This is a genomic window from Klebsiella sp. 64, assembly GCF_018223915.1.
Classification (GTDB): domain Bacteria; phylum Pseudomonadota; class Gammaproteobacteria; order Enterobacterales; family Enterobacteriaceae; genus Klebsiella; species Klebsiella pneumoniae.
Window position 1 is genome coordinate 1 of sequence record NZ_JAGRQZ010000005.1, and the last position, 16,469, is coordinate 16,469.

The following is a 16,469-nucleotide window of genomic DNA, read 5'->3' on the forward strand; positions in this document are numbered from 1 at the left end:
ACGCCGTAGATCAGCGGCTCGCCAATCCCGAGGAAGCCCGGAATAATCGCCCCTTTAATCTGGGTTCGCAGCAGCGAATCGCGCTTCGCCCGCCAGAACAGCGCCAGCGCCGCCCCCACCTGCCCGGCCCCGGCCATCGCCAGGATCGGGAACAGCGAGTTAAAGCCCTGGGCGTCCACCAGCGCAAAATAGACCGGGACAAACCCCTGATGGACGCCGAACATCACCGCCAGCAGGAACAGGCCGGCCAGCACCGCCGAGCCAAACGGGTTGCCGTTAAGATGCAGGAACAGCCACGACATGCCGGTAAACAACCAGCCGCCAATCGGCATAATCACCGTAAAGGTCACCGCGCCCATAATCAGCAGCGTCACCGCCGAAGTGAGGATCATATCGAGGTTGGCCGGCATCACCCGCCGCACCTGGCGTTCAACCCACGCGCCAAGGATAGCGGCGATCAGTACGCCGATGATATTGCCGCGCGGATCGATGCCATGGCCGAAGAAGGTGGAAATGCCGGCGTAGAAGCCGCTGGTTGCCTCCGGGTTGTAGCCCAGCACGAACAGCGAGGCGATAATCGCGCCGTTCACGCCGGAGCCGCCGAACGCCTTCTGCGCGTTATAGCCAATCAGGATACTCAGAAAGGTGAACATCCCTTTGCTGAAGACCTTCATATAGCCAATCAGCGCCACCAGGCTGGCGTTCGGATGGGCGTTCTCCAGTACGAAAACCTGTTCCGCCAGGGTGGCGAAGCCCAGCAGCAGCCCGACGGCGATAAAGCCGGGGATCAGCGGCGTAAAAATAGTGGCGAATTTGGCGAGAAACTTCTGCACCGCGCTGGTCTGCCTGCCCTTCAGCGCCTGCTTTTTCTCCGCCGCGACGTCGGCCAGCGTCGGCGCGGCGGCGGGCGCCGCCTCCAGCAGGCCGTTCATCATTTCGGCGGCGGTTTGCGCCTTGCCGGGGCCGAGCACCACCTGGAACTGCTCGTCGCTGACGATCACCCCCATCACGCCGTCAATCTGGCGGATGGCGGCGCTGTCGGCCAGACTTTCATCGCGCAGGGTCAAGCGCAGGCGCGTCATGCAGTTGCCCGCCTGCGCGACGTTTGCGGCGCCGCCCACGTGGGCGAGGATCCGCGCTATCATCTCTTTCGTTATTTTTGCCATTGCCCGTTACCTGTCTGTCGGCGCTCAGGTGTTGCTGAGCGCCTTGCGGATATAGCCGTTGTTTTTCGCCAGCAGCGACTGCGCCTCTGCGGCGCTTAAGTCCGCCAGCACCATCACGATCGCCGTTTTACAGTGGCGGCCGCAGGCCTCCAGCGCCTTCTGGGCGGTGGCGCGATCGCAGTCGGTAGCCTCCATCACGATAGAGACCTGGCGCTCAATCAGCTTGGCGTTGGTCGCTTCGACGTCGACCATCAGGTTGCTGTACACCTTGCCGACGCGGATCATCGCCCCGGTGGAGATCATGTTCAGCACCAGCTTCTGCGCGGTGCCGGCTTTCAGGCGGGTAGAGCCAGTGACCACTTCCGGGCCGACCACCGGTGTGATCGCCACGTCCGCCAGCTGGGCCATTTCGCCATGCGGGTTACAGCTGACGATGGCGACAAAGGCATTCTGACTATGGGCGTATTCCATGGCGCCAATGACGTACGGCGTGCGTCCGCTGGCCGCCAGCCCCACCAGCACATCGCGGTTGCTGAAGTTCAGGTTCTGCAGATCCATCGCCCCCTGCGCTTTGTTGTCTTCCACATTTTCCACGGCGCTGAGAATCGCTTTATGTCCGCCGGCGATGATCCCCACCACCTGCTCAGGGCGGGTGCCGAAGGTTGGCGGGCATTCACTGGCATCGAGGATCCCCAGACGCCCTGAGGTACCCGCGCCAATGTAAATCAAGCGGCCACCGGCCTGCAGCGCCGCCGCGACCTTATCCACCACCTCGGCAATCTGCGGCAGATAGGGCGTTATCGCCTGGGCTACCTGCTGGTCTTCCTGGTTTATCACCGTCAGCATCTCGAGGGTGGAGAGGGTGTCAATGTTGGCGCTGTTGGCGTTACGTCGCTCGGTCAGCAGTTTGCTCAGGTCGATACTCATAGAAACCTCGTTATTCTCAGTGGCGCGCAGTATAAGGAATTATTTATTCCTTGCCTGTGAAGAGTATCACGATTAGTACGTGGAGAATAATACGAGAATGGTAGATATGGCGGGAAATAGTGCGGTAATAAATCTGGAATATTTTATTACCGCAGCAGGAGATTAGCGTGCGTCGCGCGGTTTGCTGAGGCCCAGCAGCAGCGCCAGCAGGTAGCAGATGGCCATCGCGAGGCTCATTTTCAGCATTGTTTCGCCGCCGAGACCCGCCAGCGGCGCGGCGATGCCGCCGAAGACAAACATCAGGGTGCCCATCAGCGCGGACGCGGTCCCGGACTGCGCGGCGTCGACGGCGCTCATCGCCTCCGCGCCGGCGACGGTGCTGATGCCGCTCATCAGCGACACGGTAAAGAACAGGCCGACCAGCGCCAGCACCGGCAGATGCAGCCAGGCAAACAGCAGCATGATCGCCGCACAGCTCACGGCCAGCGTCAGGCCGCCGCGCAGCAGGCTTTCGGCGCTAAAGCGGCGCGCCAGACGGGAAAAGATCATCGCGGCGATGATCAGCCCGATACCGTTCAGACCGAACAGCAGACTGAACTGCATGGCGCTCATGCCGTATTCGCTCTGCATCACGAAGGAAGAAGAGCCGATGTAGGAGAACAGCCCGGCCATCATAAAGGCCTGGATCAGGCAGAAGCGCAGAAAGCGGCGATTTTTCAGCACCGGCTGGCCGCGTTGCTGGCGGGCGGCATGCGCCGCTGTGGCCGGCCGCGTTTCCCGCAGGATCGCCAGGCTCATCACCAGCAGCACGCCGCCAATGGCGGCCATCGTCCAGAAGAGAATTCGCCAGTCGAAGGCGGTGATAACGTAGCCGCCCAGCACCGGGGACAGCACCGGCGCAATGCCGTTCACGGTCATCAGCAGGGCGAAAAACTGGGTCAGCAGGGTGCCCTGGTATTTATCGCGGGCGATGGATCGCGACAGCACCGAGCCGCCGGCGCCGGCAAAGCCTTGTAAAAAGCGCCAGACAATCAGCATGTTGATATCGCGGGTCAGGGCGCACATCGCCGAAGAGAAGATAAACAGCAGCAGCGACAGCGCCAGCGGTTTCAGGCGGCCAATGCGGTCGCTCAGCGGGCCGAAAAACAGCTGACCCAGGCCGAGACCAATCAGCGCGGCGGTCAACGACAGCTGGGTCTGGGTGCTGGTGGCCTGCAGCTGCTGAGTGATCTCCGGCAGCGCCGGTAGATAAAAATCCGTGCACAGCGGGCCGATACCCGACAGCAGGCCGAGGATCAGCGCCCAGGAGAGGGAAACACGTGCCATAACGATTCCTTGTAGAGGCCGGGCTCGGTCGCCCGGCGGGTAAGTTTAACTGGCGCCGCCGCCCAGCGACTGCCAGAGGGTGATCCGGTTATTGAGGTCGGTCTGCTGCAGGGACAGCAGCGTCGTTTTCGCCGACCACAGCGTGCGCTGAGCGGTGAGCACCGACAGATAATCGCCGACCCCGGCCTGATAGCTCTTCATCGCGATATCCAGCGATGTCTGCTCGGCGGCGACATACTGCCGCTGAGCATCAAGCTCTTCGCTCAGCGTTTCCCGGCGCGCCAGCGCATCGGCAACGTCCTTAAACGCGCTCTGAATCGATTTCTCGTAGGTGGCGATCAGCCCCTTTTTCTCCGCTTCCGCATAGCGCAGCTGCGCCAGGTTGCTGCCGCCGGTGAACAGCGGCAGGCTGATGGAGGGGGCGAACGACCACACCTGCATCCCGTGGCTGAACAGCGACGACAGCGAGTCGCTGCCGACCCCGGCGCTGGCGGTCAGGGAAATCGACGGGAAGAAGTTCGCCCGCGCCGCGCCGATATCGGCATTGGCGCTCTTCAGATTGTGCTCCGCTTCCTGAATGTCCGGCCGACGCAGCAGCACCGACGACGACACGCCCGCCGGCACCAGCGCGATGCTGTTATCCCCGAGACTCTCGAGAGTGCCGGGCAGCAGGCTCTCCGGCACGGTTTCCCCCGCCAGCAGGTTAATGACGTTTTTATCCTGCGCCACCAGCGTGCGATAGCTGGCGACGCTGGCGCGCGCCTGCTGATAGACGCTTTCCGCCGAGCTTAAATCACCCGCGGAGGCGGTGCCAACCGCCATCTGGCGGGCGACGATGTTGCGCGAGTTTGCCGCGCTGTCCATGGTCTGCTGCGCCAGCGCCAGATTGCTGTTATCCGTCGCCAGCGTCACCCAGGCGGTGGTCAAATCGGCAATCATCGTCAGCCGGGTATTCTGCGCGGTGAATTCGCTGGCAAGCCAGGTTTCGCGCGCCGCGCGCGACAGGCTCTGGTTCTTGCCGAACAAGTCCAGTTCGAAGCTGGAGACCGCGCCGTCGGCCTGTGAAGCGGAGCTCAGGCCACTGGCCACCGTTTTGCTGCGGGTGTGGCTCAGTTCGGCATCAACGGTGGGAAACAGCGATGCCCGCGTTTCGCCATACTGGGCGCGCGCGGCCTCGATATCGGCCAGCGCCTTTTGCACATCGCGGTTGCTGTTCAGCGCGATGCTGACCACTTTTTTCAGCCGCGCGTCATTGACCACTTTCTGCCAGTCGCCGACCACCGCCGTCGATTCGCCGTGCGCCCCGGGCAGGGTGGCCGGCACCGGCGCGGCCGGGCGATCATAATGCGGGTCAAGCGAGACGCAGCCCGCGGTCAGGAGCGCGATAAACATAAAACTCAAACGAAACATACCTTACTCCTGAGAAGGACGTTGGCGGGTGAAGAGACGTTTCACCAGCACGAAGAACAGCGGTACGAAGAACACCGCCAGCAGGGTGGCCGTCAGGGTGCCGCCGATAATCCCGGTGCCGATCGCCACGCGGCTGTTGGCTCCGGCGCCGGTGGCGATGGCCAGCGGCAGCACCCCGGCGATAAACGCCAGCGAGGTCATGACAATCGGGCGCAGGCGAGTCTGCGCGGCGCGGATCGCCGCCCGGGAGAGCGAATACCCCTCATCCACGGCGGATTCAGCGAACTCCACGATCAGGATGGCGTTTTTCGACGACAGGCCGATGGTGGTCAGCAGCGCCACCTGGAAGTAGACGTCGTTGCTTAAGCCGCGCAGCGTCGCCGCCAGCGCCGCGCCAAGCAGGCCGAGCGGGATGACCATGATCACCGAGAACGGCACCGACCAGCTCTCATACAGCGCCGCCAGGCACAGGAACACCACCAGAATCGAGATGGCGTACAGGCTCATCGCCTGGCCGCTGGCCAGCTTTTCCTGCAGCGAAATGCCGCTCCACGCCCAGGTGGAGCCCGCCGGCAGGCTGTCGGCCAGCTTTTCCATCTTGTCCATCGCCGCGCCGGAGCTGAAGCCGGCGGCGTTTTCGCCCTGGATCTCAAAGGCGGCGGAGCCGTTGTAGCGCACCAGGCTTTCCGGGCCGTATTGCCAGTGGGTGGTGGCGAAGGCGGAGAACGGCGTCATGCTGTTATCGCTGCCGCGAACGAACCATTTGCCAAGGTCCGACGGCACCGCGCGCGCGTCGCTTTCGCCTTGGATATAGACCTTCTTCACCCGGCCGCGATCGATAAAGTCATTCACGTAGGTACCGCCCCAGGCGCTGGAGAGCGTATCGGTCACGTCGCTCAGCGACAGCCTCAGCGAGACGGCTTTGTTGCTGTCGATATCCACCTGCAGCTGCGGCATCTGCGGCAGGTCGTTAGCGCGCACCGACTGCAGTTCGCTGCTCTGGTTGGCCGCCGCCAGCAGCTGGCTGCGCAGCTTCATCAGGCTGTCACGGTCGGTACCGCCGCTGGCCATCAGTTCGAAGGTGAAGCCGTTGCTCTGCCCGAGACCGTCTACCGACGGCGGGGTCATGGCGAAGAGGGTGGCGTCGCGGATCGTCCCCAGCTCTTTGGTGGCGCGCAGGGCGATGGCCTGGGCGGTGTTGTCGTCCCCTTTGCGCTGCGACCAGTTTTTCAGCGACACGAAGGCCATCCCGGCGTTCTGCCCGCTGCCGCTAAAGCTGAAGCCGTCGACGGTGAAAATGACGTCGGTATTGGCTTTCTCTTTGGTGAGGAACCAGTCGGTGACCTGGCGGCGCACCTCGGCGGTACGCACCGCCGTCGCCCCGGCGGGCAGGGTGTACTGGACCATGATCTCCCCCTGGTCCTCCACCGGCAGGAAGCTGCCCGGCAGCTTCCACATCGCCAGCGCCATCGCCCCGCAAATCAGCGCGTAAGCGCCCATCATCACTGCGCCCCGGCGCAGGCCGCCGAGTACGCGGTGCTGGTAGCCTGCCTCCGTGCGCCCCCACAGGCGGTTAAAGGCGCCGAAGAACCCTTTGGTGTGCGGTTTGGAGTGGCTGAGCAGCGCGCCGCACAGCGCCGGGGTGAGGGTCAGCGCTACCACCACCGACAGCATCATCGCCGAGATAATGGTTACCGAGAACTGGCGATAGATGACCCCGGTCGAACCGCCGAAGAAGGCCATCGGCAGGAACACCGCCGACAGCACCAGGGCAATCGCCACCAGCGCGCCGGAGATTTCGCCCATCGATTTTTCGGTGGCTTCGCGAGCGGGGAGCCCTTCGTCGCGCATAATGCGCTCCACGTTCTCCACCACCACGATGGCGTCATCCACCAGCAGGCCGATCGCCAGCACCATGGCGAACAGCGTCAGGGTGTTAATCGAGTAGCCGAACAGGGCCAGCACCCCGAAGGTGCCAAGCAGCACCACCGGCACCGCCACCGCCGGAATGAGCGTCGCGCGGAAGTTCTGCAGGAACAGATACATCACGCAGACTACGAGGATAATCGCTTCGAACAGGGTCTGAATCACGTCCTCGACCGAGATTTTGATGAACTCGGTGCTGTCCTTCGGATAGGCAATATCGTAACCTTGCGGCATCTGACGCTGGAATTCGGCGATTTTGCTTTTCACCAGCGTCGCGGTGTCCAGCGCGTTGGCGCCGGGGGCCATCATCACCGCGATCCCGGCGGCCGGGTGGCCGTTCAGATTGGCGGTGGCGGTGTAATCCTCGCTACCCATTTCCACCCGCGCGACATCGCTCAGGCGCACCACCGAGCCGTCGGCCTGGCTTTTCACGATGATCGCTTTGAACTGGTCAGGGGTTTGCAGCCGGGACTGCGCGCGCACGGTGGCGGTTAATTGCTGGGCATTGGACGACGGTAGCGCGCCGATTTTACCGGCGGAAACCTGCACGTTCTGCGCCTCAATCGCCGACTGGACGTCGGAAGGCATCAGCGAGTAGGAGGCGAGTTTGGTCGGGTCCATCCAGACGCGCATCGCGTATTCGGCGCCGAATACCTGCAGGCTGCCGACGCCCTCCACGCGCGCCAGCGGGTCCTGCATATTGCTGACCAGCCAGTCGGAGATATCGGAGCTGGTGGCGCGGTTGGTTTTGTCATACACCGCAAGGATCAGCAGAAAGCTGCTCTGCGATTTTTCCACCGTTACGCCGGACTGCTGGACTTCGCTCGGCAGCCGCGATTCCGCCTGCTGGACTTTGTTTTGTACCTGCACCTGGGCGGTGTCCGGGTCGGTCCCCTGCTCAAAGGTGACGGTGATGCTGACCGAGCCGTCGGCGCTGCTGGTGGAGCTGAAGTAGAGCAGATGGTCGAGGCCGGTGAGCTGCTGCTCGATGACCTGGGTGACGCTGTTCTCCAGGGTTTCGGCGGACGCCCCGGTATAGGTGGCGGAGATTTTCACCGCCGGCGGGGCGACGTCCGGGTACTGGCCTACCGGCAGCGTGCGGATCGCCAGCACCCCGGCGAGCATAATCAGAATGGCGATCACCCAGGCAAAGACCGGGCGACGCACGAAGAAACGGGAGAACATCAGGCGTTGCCTCCGTTATTGTTGACGGCGACGGCCTTCACTGTCTGTCCGGGGGCCACTTTACCGGTGCCTTCGACAATCAGCTTGTCGCCCGCTTTCAGGCCGCTCAGCACCAGCCATTTATCGCCATAGGTGTCGCCGGTTTCCACGGTACGCTGCTCAACTTTGTTGGCGGCATCGACCACCAGCGCCGTGGCGTCGCCTTTGGCATCGCGGGTGATCCCCTGCTGCGGGGCGAGGATCGCGTCGTTCATGATGCCTTCATCGATGCGCGCGCGGACGAACATCCCCGGCAGCAGGACGTGCTGCGGGTTGGGGAAGATAGCGCGCAGGGTTACCGAGCCGGTAGATTCATCGACGGCGACTTCGGTGAGCGCCAGACGCCCTTTTTCGGGATAGGTACTGCCATCTTCCAGGGTTAACGTCACGCTGAGGGTGTCGCTGTTGCTGGCCAGGCTTTGCTTGCGTAAACGCAGGAGATCGACGCTGGATCGCGTCAGATCAACATACATGGTGTCGAGCCCGCGGATCGTCGCCAGCGCGGTATCCTGATCGGCGGAGACCAGCGCCCCCGGCGTAACCGACGAGATGCCGATGCGCCCGGCAATCGGCGCGGTGACGGTGGTCCAGTTCAGGTTAATGCGCGCGCTCTCCAGCGCCGCTTTCTTCGATTCCACGCTGGCCTTGTCCTGGGCGCAGGTGGAGGCGGCGTCGTCAGCATCCTGGCGGGAAACGCCGTTATCCCTGACCAGCGACGCGTAGCGCTGGGCCTTCTGGCAATCGGAGACCACCAGCGCCTGGGACTGTTTCAGCGCCGCCGCCGCTTCGTTCCAGGTCGCGCGATAGCTGGAGGGATCGATCTGGTAAAGGGCCTGCCCGGCCTTCACCATATCGCCTTCGGTAAACAGGCGTTTCTGGATGATGCCGCCCACCTGCGGGCGAACTTCGGCGCTGAGCGAGGCGGTGGTGCGGCCGGTCAGCTGGCTGACTACCGGCACCGGCTGGCTTTGCAGGGTGACCACGCCCACTTCCGGCGTGGGTTGCTGCGGAGCAGATGTCTGCGCATTATCGCATCCGCTAAGGAGAAATAATGCTGTCGCGATGGGAGCTATGATGTATTTCATTATATTTTCTCAAGATATAAGACGTCCGCCCCGTTTATTTAAAAACGAGGGAATAGGTTGGGCGCTGAGGCATTTTCGGGTGAGCGAAAATGACAAAAAAGGAACACAGATGTTCCTGAACGTGATTGTTATTGTGTCTCCGCTGAAGCCAACCTCTTCGGTCTTCAGGAGGTGAAAAGCGCATCTCCTCTGGTTTTGTGGTGAGAATGATCATTCTCATTTTTCCCCATTATACGATCCGTCGCGATAATGGAAAGGTTTTTTTGCTTACTTTTAGAACGCAAAAAATTAAGGCAAATAATCATGGAGAAAATAAGAATATTTTGTGAAAGTGGAGAGGGAAAATAACCATTCGGCAGCGCGATACTGGAGATAGTTAATGACACTAATCATTACAAAAAGCATTAATCCCGACGATCAACAAGAATTGTTTGCCGGTCTGCGGCAGTATAATCAGCAGTATCTCGATGCGGCGCAGTTTGGCGATCTGGGGATTTACTCGCGCGATGCGCAAGGGGTAATGCAGGGCGGGCTGATTGCCAAACGCAAGGGCAACTGGCTGTGCATTGAGTATCTGTGGGTTAGCGAGACGACGCGCGGGCGCGGGCTGGGGAGCGAGCTGATGCAGGAGGCGGAACAGCAGGCGCAGGCGCAAGGCTGCAGCCATCTGCTGGTGGATACCTTTAGCTTCCAGGCGCTGCCGTTTTATCAGAAATTAGGCTATCAGCTGCAGATGTCGCTGCCCGACTTCCCGCACGCAGGCATGTAGCGCCACTATTTGTCGAAGGCGCTGTAACGATCCTGGTATCCCCGGGCGGTCAGGTACCGTACCTGTGGTTGTGCCGGATGGCGGCATAAATGCCTTATCCGGCCTACACAGTCCTCCCGTAGTTTCGCCCCACCCAGGACCGGCAAGCGCAGCGCCGCCGGGCAGGATATCAGGCACGGCACCTGTATTCTTGCCGGGTGGCGGCTGTTGCCTTACCCGTCCTGGGGGTCGTGCGACCAGTTGTTGATATACCCACTTGCGCGACTGAAACTGCCGGTGCTGGCGGCCTCAAAATCGCTGAGACGTTCCCGGAAGGCCGGGGCAGCCCGCATGGATGCGGGCTGAGGGCCGTGTTTTGCACGGACGCTGCCTCGGCCCGACCCGAAGCCTGCAGGGATAAGTCGAAGGGACCGCGTAGCGGCGATTTTGCTGGCCGGAGCCCGGGGGTACAGGGGGCGGCGGCGACTGGCCGCCCCCTGTGCGCTCCCTGCGGCATAAGAGACATAGCGCAGAAGATCAACCGGGAGCGCAATCTACCGGGAATTAACATAGAAGTTGTAGCCCTGCTAAGCGTAGCGCGAGCAGGGAAACTCCCGGATGGCGGCGCGTGGCGCCTTATCCGGGCTACAAAAGCGTCAAAACCACGCCTTAACCTCCAACGCCGTGGCCCATTAACGCCAGCGCGTGGCTGACGATGGTCTGACGGTTGACCGCCTGTAAACGCGGATCGCTGTGAATGCGTGAAAATGGCACCAGCACCAGGCTAATCACCGTGGTAAACAGCAGTTCCGGCGCCAGCGCCGGGTTAATTTTCCCCTCCTGCTGCCAGCGATGCACCGTCTCCAGCATCACCTGAAAACGCTCCTCGCCGAAGCGGGCATCCATATGCTGGCGCAGAATCGGCATCTCGCCGATGATCTCCTGCATCCACAGCGGCGCGAACCAGGCGTTTTTCTCCGCCATATGCCCCAGCGTTTCGACCATCATCGTCAGCGCCAGCACCGGGTCCTGTGGATGATCGACAAAGATGCGGCTGATGTGATTGCGCAGCGGCATAAAGCGCTCCTCAATCAGCTGAGTCACCAGCGCATCCCGCGAGCTGAAGTAGTAATGCAGCATCGCCGGCGTCACCCCGGCCTCTTTGGCGATGGCGTTCAACGATACGCGGCCCGCCCCGTCGCGGGCAAACAGCGTCAGGGCGATGTCCATCAACTGTTCGCGGTTGGCGGTACCCGGTTTTTTACCGCGCGGCCGACCCGGGCGGCGGGGAGCATCCTGATCCTTTTGTGCTGTCATGATATGGCGATCTCTTGACCCGACTCATTCTTTCACTAAATATTAATTATGCATTTAATTAATTTCAAGCGAGCGTTGTAATGACTACTCAAGTCGCAAACCCACCGGTGCAGTCGATACGCCTGCTGTTCAGCGCATTGCTGCTGGTGATGCTGCTTTCAGCGCTGGATCAGACCATTGTCTCCACCGCGCTGCCGACGATTGTCGGCGAACTGGGCGGGCTGGACAAGCTTTCCTGGGTGGTCACCGCCTATATCCTCAGCTCCACCATCGCGGTGCCGCTGTACGGTAAATTTGGCGATCTGTTCGGCCGCAAAATCGTGCTGCAGGTGGCGATTGGGCTGTTTCTCGTCGGCTCCGCGCTCTGCGGGCTGGCGCAGAATATGACCCAACTGGTGCTGATGCGCGGCCTGCAGGGGCTCGGCGGCGGCGGCCTGATGGTGATCAGCATGGCGGCGGTCGCCGACGTCATCCCGCCCGCCAACCGCGGCCGCTATCAGGGGCTGTTCGGCGGCGTTTTCGGCCTGGCGACGGTGATCGGCCCGCTGATCGGCGGTTTTCTGGTGCAGCACGCCTCCTGGCGCTGGATCTTCTATATCAACCTGCCGCTCGGCCTGTTCGCGCTGCTGGTGATCGGCGCGGTATTCCACAGCAGCAATAAACGCAGCCAGCATCAGATTGACTGGCTGGGGGCGATTTATCTCAGCATGGCGCTGCTGTGCATCATCCTGTTTACCTCGGAAGGGGGCAGCGTCCATGCGTGGAATGACCCGCAGCTGTGGTGCATTCTGGCCTTCGGCATCGTGGGGATCATCGGCTTTATTTACGAAGAACGGATGGCCGCCGAGCCGATTATTCCGCTGGCGCTGTTCCGCAACCGCAGCTTCCTGCTGTGCAGCCTGATCGGCTTCGTCATCGGCATGTCGCTGTTCGGGTCAGTCACCTTCCTGCCGCTCTATCTGCAGGTGGTGAAGGAGGCGACGCCCACCGAAGCCGGGCTACAGCTGATCCCTCTGATGGGCGGCCTGCTGCTGACCTCGATTATCAGCGGGCGGATTATCAGCCGTACCGGTAAATATCGCCTGTTTCCGATCCTCGGCACCCTGCTCGGCGTGACCGGCATGGTACTGCTGACCCGCATTACCATTCACTCGCCGCTGTGGCAGCTGTACCTGTTTACCGGCGTGCTGGGAGCGGGTCTGGGGCTGGTGATGCAGGTGCTGGTCCTGGCGGTGCAGAATGCGATGCCGGCGCAGATGTACGGCGTCGCCACCTCCGGCGTGACCCTGTTCCGCTCGATTGGCGGCTCCATCGGCGTGGCGCTGTTTGGCGCGGTGTTCACGCACGTGCTGCAGAGCAACCTGCAACAACTGCTGCCGGAAGGCGCGGTGCTGCCGCCGGGAATGAATCCGGTGGCGGTCCAGCACCTGCCCGCGGATATCCGCCTCGACTACCTCGACGCCTTCGGCGCGGCGATCCACGCGGCGTTTCTGATGGCGGCCGGCATTATGGCGGTGGCGTTTGTCCTCTCATGGCTGTTAAAGGAGGCGCCGCTGAAAACCGCGACGCATTAAGCGGCCCCGGCGATGCGCAGCAGTGCCTGACGCAGCGCCGGTGCGGCAAAATCGATAAATTTGCGCAGCTTAAGCGGCGCCAGATCCCGAGCGGTATACAGCAAATGGACCGGCGCCGGATTCGGCTCGACGTTTTCCAGCAGCAGACGGAGCTCCCCGTGGCGCAGGCCATCCAGCGCCTGATAATGCAGTAAGCGGGCCACCCCCACCCCCAGCCGCGCGGCATCGGCGGCGCTCTCTGGCGTGGTGACGGATAGCACCGGCGGCAGGTTAATCAGCTGGTCCTCGCGCTCAGCGGCGCGAAAGCGCCAGCCGCGATAAGGCATCGGCGATTCAATGCGGATGATCGGCAGCGCCGCCAGATCGCGCGGCCGCTGCGGCTCGCCGTATTTCGCCAGCAGCGCCGGATGGGCGCAGGCCACAATCCGCATGGTGCCGAGGCGGGTGGCCACCATGCTGCTGTCCGCCAGGTCGCCAATCCGCACCGCCAGATCGACATGGTCGCTCACCAGGTCGGCATTGCGATCGCTGAGCAGCAAACGGACGCGAATTAGCGGGTAGCGGGCGATAAATTCACTGATTACCGGAAGAACGTGCTGGCGTCCAAACATCGTCGGCGCGGAGATCACCAGCTCGCCCTTCGGTTCCTGATATTCGCCCGTCGCCTGGCGTTCGGCGTTTTCCACCTCCTCAAGGATCCGCCGCGCGGCGGCGACATAATCGCCCCCGGCGTCGGTGAGCGTCAGTTTGCGGGTGGTTCGCGCCAGCAGGCGTACGCCCAGCGCGCTCTCCAGTTCGCCAATATGGCGGCTGACGGTGGTCAACGGCATATTCAGCGCCCGCGCCGCCGCCGACATGCTCCCCAGCTCGGTCACTTTCACCAACAGCGCCATCGCGCTTAATCGATCCATTATTCTCCCGTTTTGCGGAAAGATGATTGCCACTTTACCCGTATTATCATTCTTCACAGTACAGTCCATGATGGCGCCAGACAACAGGAGGCGCTATGGCAGCAACCTTTCTCGATATCGCTATCACCCCGGACGTGATGGATGTGCAGCATGAAATGGGCAGCGACTCGCTGTGGCAAACGCCGCGCAGTCGCCGCCAGGCCGACCGCTTCGGCGACAGCGAAGCGGGGATGATCGCCACCCGCGACAGCTTTTATCTGGCGACGGTGTCGCAGAGCGGCTGGCCCTACATTCAGCATCGCGGCGGCCCGCCGGGGTTTCTGCATCTGCTGGATGACACCACCCTGGCGATGGCCGATTTCGGCGGTAACCGCCAGTACATTACTACCGGCAATCTGCGCGGCAGCGACCGGGCCTGCCTGTTTTTGATGGATTATCCGCGCCGTGCCAGGCTGAAAATCTACGCCACCGTCGAGGTCCTGGCGGCAGAGGACCACCCGCAGCTGCTGGCGCAGGTGGCGCCGGCCAACTATCGCGCCCGCATTGAACGTCTGTTTCTTTTTCATTTGCAGGCGTTTGACTGGAACTGCCCGCAGCACATTACGCCGCGCTACAGCGCGCAGCAGGTGGCGGAGTACAGCCAGAACCTGCAGCAACGTATTCATGACCTGGAGCAGGAGAATCAGCGCCTGCAGCAGCAATTAGCCCGTATAGGAGAGTAAGCATGACCGAACAACGTCCCCCGTTACCGCCGTTTACCCGCGACAGCGCTATCCAGAAGGTCCGCGCCGCGGAAGATGGCTGGAACAGCCGCGATGCGGAAAAAGTCGCCCTGGCCTACACCGTGGATAGCGAATGGCGTAACCGCAGCGAATTTGTCCACGGTCGGGGGCAAATTGTTGAGTTCCTGCAGCGAAAATGGCGCAAGGAGCAGCAATACCGGCTGATTAAGGAGCTGTGGGCATGGCAGGAGAATCGCATTGCCGTGCGCTTCGCCTATGAGTGGTGCGACGACAGCGGCAACTGGTTTCGCTCGTATGGCAATGAGAACTGGGAGTTTGATAAGCATGGACTGATGCAGACGCGCTACGCCTGCATCAACGATCTGCCAATTAGCGAAAGCGAGCGCCTGTTCCACTGGCCCCAGGGGCGCCGCCCGGACGATCATCCGGGGCTCAGCGAGCTGGGGCTGTAAAACCGGCGCTGCGCGACGGATTAATCGGCTTTCGGGAAGTCGACTACCGTGTCGTTAACCCGGTTCACCATGTTGGTGAACAGGATGGCGCTGATGGCGCTGATAATCTCAATCACCTGCTGGTCGCTAAAACCGGCGTTGCGCAGCACGGCGACGTCGGCTTCCGGCAGCGTACCGGTGGTGGTCACCAGGGTCTGCGCGAATTTCACCAGCGCATCAAGCTGCGCCTCTTCCGCATACTCCCCGCGGCGCAGGGCGTGGATCTGCTCGCTGCTGAAGCCGGCTTTTTTCGCCATCAGGGTATGCGCGGCCAGACAGTAGTCACAGCCGGTGGCTTCGCTGACCGACAGGTTAATCGCTTCCAGCTGTTGGGCGCTGAGGCTGCCTTTATGGAGCATCGCATTGTGCGCCAGCGCCTGCTGCAGCGCCGCCGGCGAGTGGCCGCCGATGGTCAGGTAGGCGTTCGGCACTTTGCCCATCGCTTTTTTGATCCCGGCGAAAATATCGGCGGCTTTGCCGGTGGCGTCTTGTTCACGGATATCTGCTAAACGGCTCATGGTTAACTCCTGTTGTTATCGAGGGTGTGTTGGCAATGGGGTCATCTTAGGCGCTTGCCGCATGCTAGACTGGCGGTCTTCGTCTCACCTTTTTGTCTTATCGTCTCAGGAGAAGCATGGACAGTCTCAGTCATCTGCTGGCGCTGCTGGCGCCGCGCTGCGAAGTGAACCTGCACTGTCGCTTCGGCGGCCGCTGGCAGGCCGGGCACCAGCAAATGCGCAGCGGCGTGGTGCCCTGGCACGTGGTGCTGCGCGGCGAGGGGCGGCTCAACGTCGGCGGCCAGACTCATCACCTGCGCGCGGGAGATGTCGTCCTCCTGCCGCACGGTTCGCCGCATCTGATGGAGAGCCTGGTGGAGTGGGGCCAGGTGCTGCCGGTGGCGCACCGGTTTAACGGCACGGTGACGGAAATGCGCGCCGGCCCGGCGGAGGGGGCGCTGGAGATGCTGTGCGGCGAATTCTATTTTGGTCCGCACGTCAGCTGGCTGTTCAGTGAAGCATCGACGCTGATCCATCTCCATACCGATGCGCGTGAAGACTGCCCGGAGCTGGACGCGCTGCTTAATATACTGGTGCGCGAGAGCCTGGCGCAGCGTCCCGGCGGCAGCGCTATCGTGCGCAGCCTCGGCGATACGCTGCTGGTGCTCCTGCTGCGCATGCTGCTTGGCGAGCAACAGCCGCCCGGCGGGCTGCTGCGCCTGATGAGCGATGAACGCCTGATGCCGGCGGTGCTGGCGGTGATGGCGACCCCGGAGCAGCCGTGGACGCTGGAGAGTATGGCCGCCCGCGCGTTTTTATCACGGGCCACCTTTGCCCGTCATTTTGCCCGCGTCTATCACCTGACGCCGCAGGCGTGGCTGTCGCAGTTGCGAATGGCGCTGGCCGCCCGGCTTCTGCGCCTGGAGCGTCAGACCAACCTCGAGGTCATTGCCGAACGCTGCGGCTTTCAGTCGCTGGCGTCCTTCTCGAAGCGCTTCAAAATGCGCTATGGCGTGACGCCGGGCGAGTGGCGACGGGGCTAGCGCCTCGCGTTTCGCGAAGATGATTTTATTTCCAGTTGCGTGGTTTGCTGTTTATTACCCGACCCGAAAGTCGCTATAGTT

16 protein-coding genes are annotated in these 16,469 nt (G+C 62.2%); 6 read left to right on the forward strand and 10 right to left on the reverse strand.

Translation table 11 applies throughout. The features are described from left to right. The 6 genes from murP to eefA form a co-directional block, all read right to left on the reverse strand. A partial coding sequence (gene murP, locus KHQ23_RS05635; RefSeq protein WP_211777048.1) for a PTS N-acetylmuramic acid transporter subunit IIBC occupies positions 1 to 1,166 on the reverse strand: 1,166 nt, incomplete at its 3' end. Between the two features lie 24 nt (positions 1,167 to 1,190). Continuing rightward, on the reverse strand, positions 1,191 to 2,093 hold the full coding sequence (gene murQ / locus KHQ23_RS05640) for an N-acetylmuramic acid 6-phosphate etherase (protein WP_002923109.1): 903 nt from the start codon (positions 2,091 to 2,093) through the stop codon (positions 1,191 to 1,193). A gap of 162 nt (positions 2,094 to 2,255) precedes the next feature. Then, positions 2,256 to 3,419, reverse strand: a complete 1,164-nt coding sequence (locus tag KHQ23_RS05645) for a multidrug effflux MFS transporter (RefSeq protein WP_032435232.1) — start codon at positions 3,417 to 3,419, stop codon at positions 2,256 to 2,258. 45 nt (positions 3,420 to 3,464) lie between these two features. Next, positions 3,465 to 4,829: a multidrug efflux RND transporter outer membrane subunit EefC gene (gene eefC, locus KHQ23_RS05650; RefSeq protein WP_032435230.1), complete on the reverse strand. Its 1,365-nt coding sequence runs from the start codon at positions 4,827 to 4,829 to the stop codon at positions 3,465 to 3,467. A 3-nt stretch (positions 4,830 to 4,832) separates the two neighbouring features. Next, positions 4,833 to 7,940 carry a multidrug efflux RND transporter permease subunit EefB gene (eefB, locus tag KHQ23_RS05655; RefSeq protein ID WP_032435228.1) on the reverse strand — a complete coding sequence of 1,036 codons (3,108 nt, stop codon included), beginning with the start codon at positions 7,938 to 7,940 and terminating at the stop codon, positions 4,833 to 4,835. Then, positions 7,940 to 9,064 carry a multidrug efflux RND transporter periplasmic adaptor subunit EefA gene (gene eefA, locus KHQ23_RS05660; RefSeq protein WP_009308816.1) on the reverse strand — a complete coding sequence of 375 codons (1,125 nt, stop codon included), beginning with the start codon at positions 9,062 to 9,064 and terminating at the stop codon, positions 7,940 to 7,942. Before eefA ends, eefB begins: the two co-directional genes overlap by 1 nt. 206 nt (positions 9,065 to 9,270) lie before the next feature. On the opposite strand from eefA, the gene KHQ23_RS05665 reads away from it, so the two are divergent. Next, a complete protein-coding gene (locus KHQ23_RS05665; RefSeq protein ID WP_004150240.1) occupies positions 9,271 to 9,393 on the forward strand; it encodes a hypothetical protein in 123 nt (40 codons plus the stop codon). Here KHQ23_RS05665 and KHQ23_RS05670 read toward each other — a convergent pair. Further along, the gene (locus KHQ23_RS05670; RefSeq protein ID WP_014343452.1) at positions 9,353 to 9,469 is read right to left on the reverse strand and encodes a hypothetical protein; all 117 of its coding nucleotides are present in this window, start codon (positions 9,467 to 9,469) and stop codon (positions 9,353 to 9,355) included. The genes KHQ23_RS05665 and KHQ23_RS05670 overlap by 41 nt on opposite strands. Between KHQ23_RS05670 and KHQ23_RS05675 the strand changes: the two genes are divergently transcribed. After that, positions 9,444 to 9,833 carry a GNAT family N-acetyltransferase gene (locus KHQ23_RS05675; RefSeq protein ID WP_047694011.1) on the forward strand — a complete coding sequence of 130 codons (390 nt, stop codon included), beginning with the start codon at positions 9,444 to 9,446 and terminating at the stop codon, positions 9,831 to 9,833. The two genes, KHQ23_RS05670 and KHQ23_RS05675, sit on opposite strands and share 26 nt — an antisense overlap. Before the next feature lie 648 nt (positions 9,834 to 10,481). Here the strand turns inward: KHQ23_RS05675 and KHQ23_RS05680 are convergent. After that, complete coding sequence (locus tag KHQ23_RS05680) at positions 10,482 to 11,129, reverse strand: TetR/AcrR family transcriptional regulator (RefSeq protein ID WP_004901490.1); 648 nt, start codon at positions 11,127 to 11,129, stop codon at positions 10,482 to 10,484. 80 nt (positions 11,130 to 11,209) lie between these two features. On the opposite strand from KHQ23_RS05680, the gene KHQ23_RS05685 reads away from it, so the two are divergent. Next, on the forward strand, positions 11,210 to 12,703 hold the full coding sequence (locus KHQ23_RS05685; RefSeq protein ID WP_017880064.1) for an MDR family MFS transporter: 1,494 nt from the start codon (positions 11,210 to 11,212) through the stop codon (positions 12,701 to 12,703). Here the strand turns inward: KHQ23_RS05685 and KHQ23_RS05690 are convergent. Then, positions 12,700 to 13,671, reverse strand: coding sequence for a LysR family transcriptional regulator (locus KHQ23_RS05690; protein ID WP_073553728.1), 972 nt, complete (start codon positions 13,669 to 13,671; stop codon positions 12,700 to 12,702). The two genes, KHQ23_RS05685 and KHQ23_RS05690, sit on opposite strands and share 4 nt — an antisense overlap. Before the next feature lie 38 nt (positions 13,672 to 13,709). Here KHQ23_RS05690 and KHQ23_RS05695 point away from each other — a divergent pair, with 38 nt between their 5' ends. Then, a complete protein-coding gene (locus tag KHQ23_RS05695; RefSeq protein WP_009483944.1) occupies positions 13,710 to 14,336 on the forward strand; it encodes a pyridoxamine 5'-phosphate oxidase family protein in 627 nt (208 codons plus the stop codon). Between the two features lie 2 nt (positions 14,337 to 14,338). After that, positions 14,339 to 14,809 carry a nuclear transport factor 2 family protein gene (locus tag KHQ23_RS05700; protein ID WP_016529674.1) on the forward strand — a complete coding sequence of 157 codons (471 nt, stop codon included), beginning with the start codon at positions 14,339 to 14,341 and terminating at the stop codon, positions 14,807 to 14,809. Positions 14,810 to 14,829: 20 nt separating this feature from the next. Here KHQ23_RS05700 and KHQ23_RS05705 read toward each other — a convergent pair whose 3' ends face one another. Continuing rightward, positions 14,830 to 15,366, reverse strand: a complete 537-nt coding sequence (locus KHQ23_RS05705; protein ID WP_073553727.1) for a carboxymuconolactone decarboxylase family protein — start codon at positions 15,364 to 15,366, stop codon at positions 14,830 to 14,832. Positions 15,367 to 15,482: 116 nt separating this feature from the next. Between KHQ23_RS05705 and KHQ23_RS05710 the strand changes: the two genes are divergently transcribed. Then, complete coding sequence (locus tag KHQ23_RS05710; protein ID WP_004150236.1) at positions 15,483 to 16,388, forward strand: AraC family transcriptional regulator; 906 nt, start codon at positions 15,483 to 15,485, stop codon at positions 16,386 to 16,388. Positions 16,389 to 16,469 lie beyond the last annotated feature (81 nt).

Excerpts from the sequence above, each read along its gene's own strand:
- murQ (WP_002923109.1), bottom strand. The coding sequence starts at position 2,093 with ATGAGTATCGACCTGAGCAAACTGCTGACCGAGCGACGTAACGCCAAC.
- KHQ23_RS05645 (WP_032435232.1), bottom strand. The coding sequence starts at position 3,419 with ATGGCACGTGTTTCCCTCTCCTGGGCGCTGATCCTCGGCCTGCTGTCG.
- eefC (WP_032435230.1), bottom strand. The coding sequence starts at position 4,829 with ATGTTTCGTTTGAGTTTTATGTTTATCGCGCTCCTGACCGCGGGCTGC.
- eefB (WP_032435228.1), bottom strand. The coding sequence starts at position 7,940 with ATGTTCTCCCGTTTCTTCGTGCGTCGCCCGGTCTTTGCCTGGGTGATC.
- eefA (WP_009308816.1), bottom strand. The coding sequence starts at position 9,064 with ATGAAATACATCATAGCTCCCATCGCGACAGCATTATTTCTCCTTAGC.
- KHQ23_RS05665 (WP_004150240.1), top strand. The coding sequence starts at position 9,271 with ATGATCATTCTCATTTTTCCCCATTATACGATCCGTCGCGATAATGGA.
- KHQ23_RS05675 (WP_047694011.1), top strand. The coding sequence starts at position 9,444 with ATGACACTAATCATTACAAAAAGCATTAATCCCGACGATCAACAAGAA.
- KHQ23_RS05670 (WP_014343452.1), bottom strand. The coding sequence starts at position 9,469 with ATGCTTTTTGTAATGATTAGTGTCATTAACTATCTCCAGTATCGCGCT.
- KHQ23_RS05680 (WP_004901490.1), bottom strand. The coding sequence starts at position 11,129 with ATGACAGCACAAAAGGATCAGGATGCTCCCCGCCGCCCGGGTCGGCCG.
- KHQ23_RS05685 (WP_017880064.1), top strand. The coding sequence starts at position 11,210 with ATGACTACTCAAGTCGCAAACCCACCGGTGCAGTCGATACGCCTGCTG.
- KHQ23_RS05695 (WP_009483944.1), top strand. The coding sequence starts at position 13,710 with ATGGCAGCAACCTTTCTCGATATCGCTATCACCCCGGACGTGATGGAT.
- KHQ23_RS05700 (WP_016529674.1), top strand. The coding sequence starts at position 14,339 with ATGACCGAACAACGTCCCCCGTTACCGCCGTTTACCCGCGACAGCGCT.
- KHQ23_RS05705 (WP_073553727.1), bottom strand. The coding sequence starts at position 15,366 with ATGAGCCGTTTAGCAGATATCCGTGAACAAGACGCCACCGGCAAAGCC.
- KHQ23_RS05710 (WP_004150236.1), top strand. The coding sequence starts at position 15,483 with ATGGACAGTCTCAGTCATCTGCTGGCGCTGCTGGCGCCGCGCTGCGAA.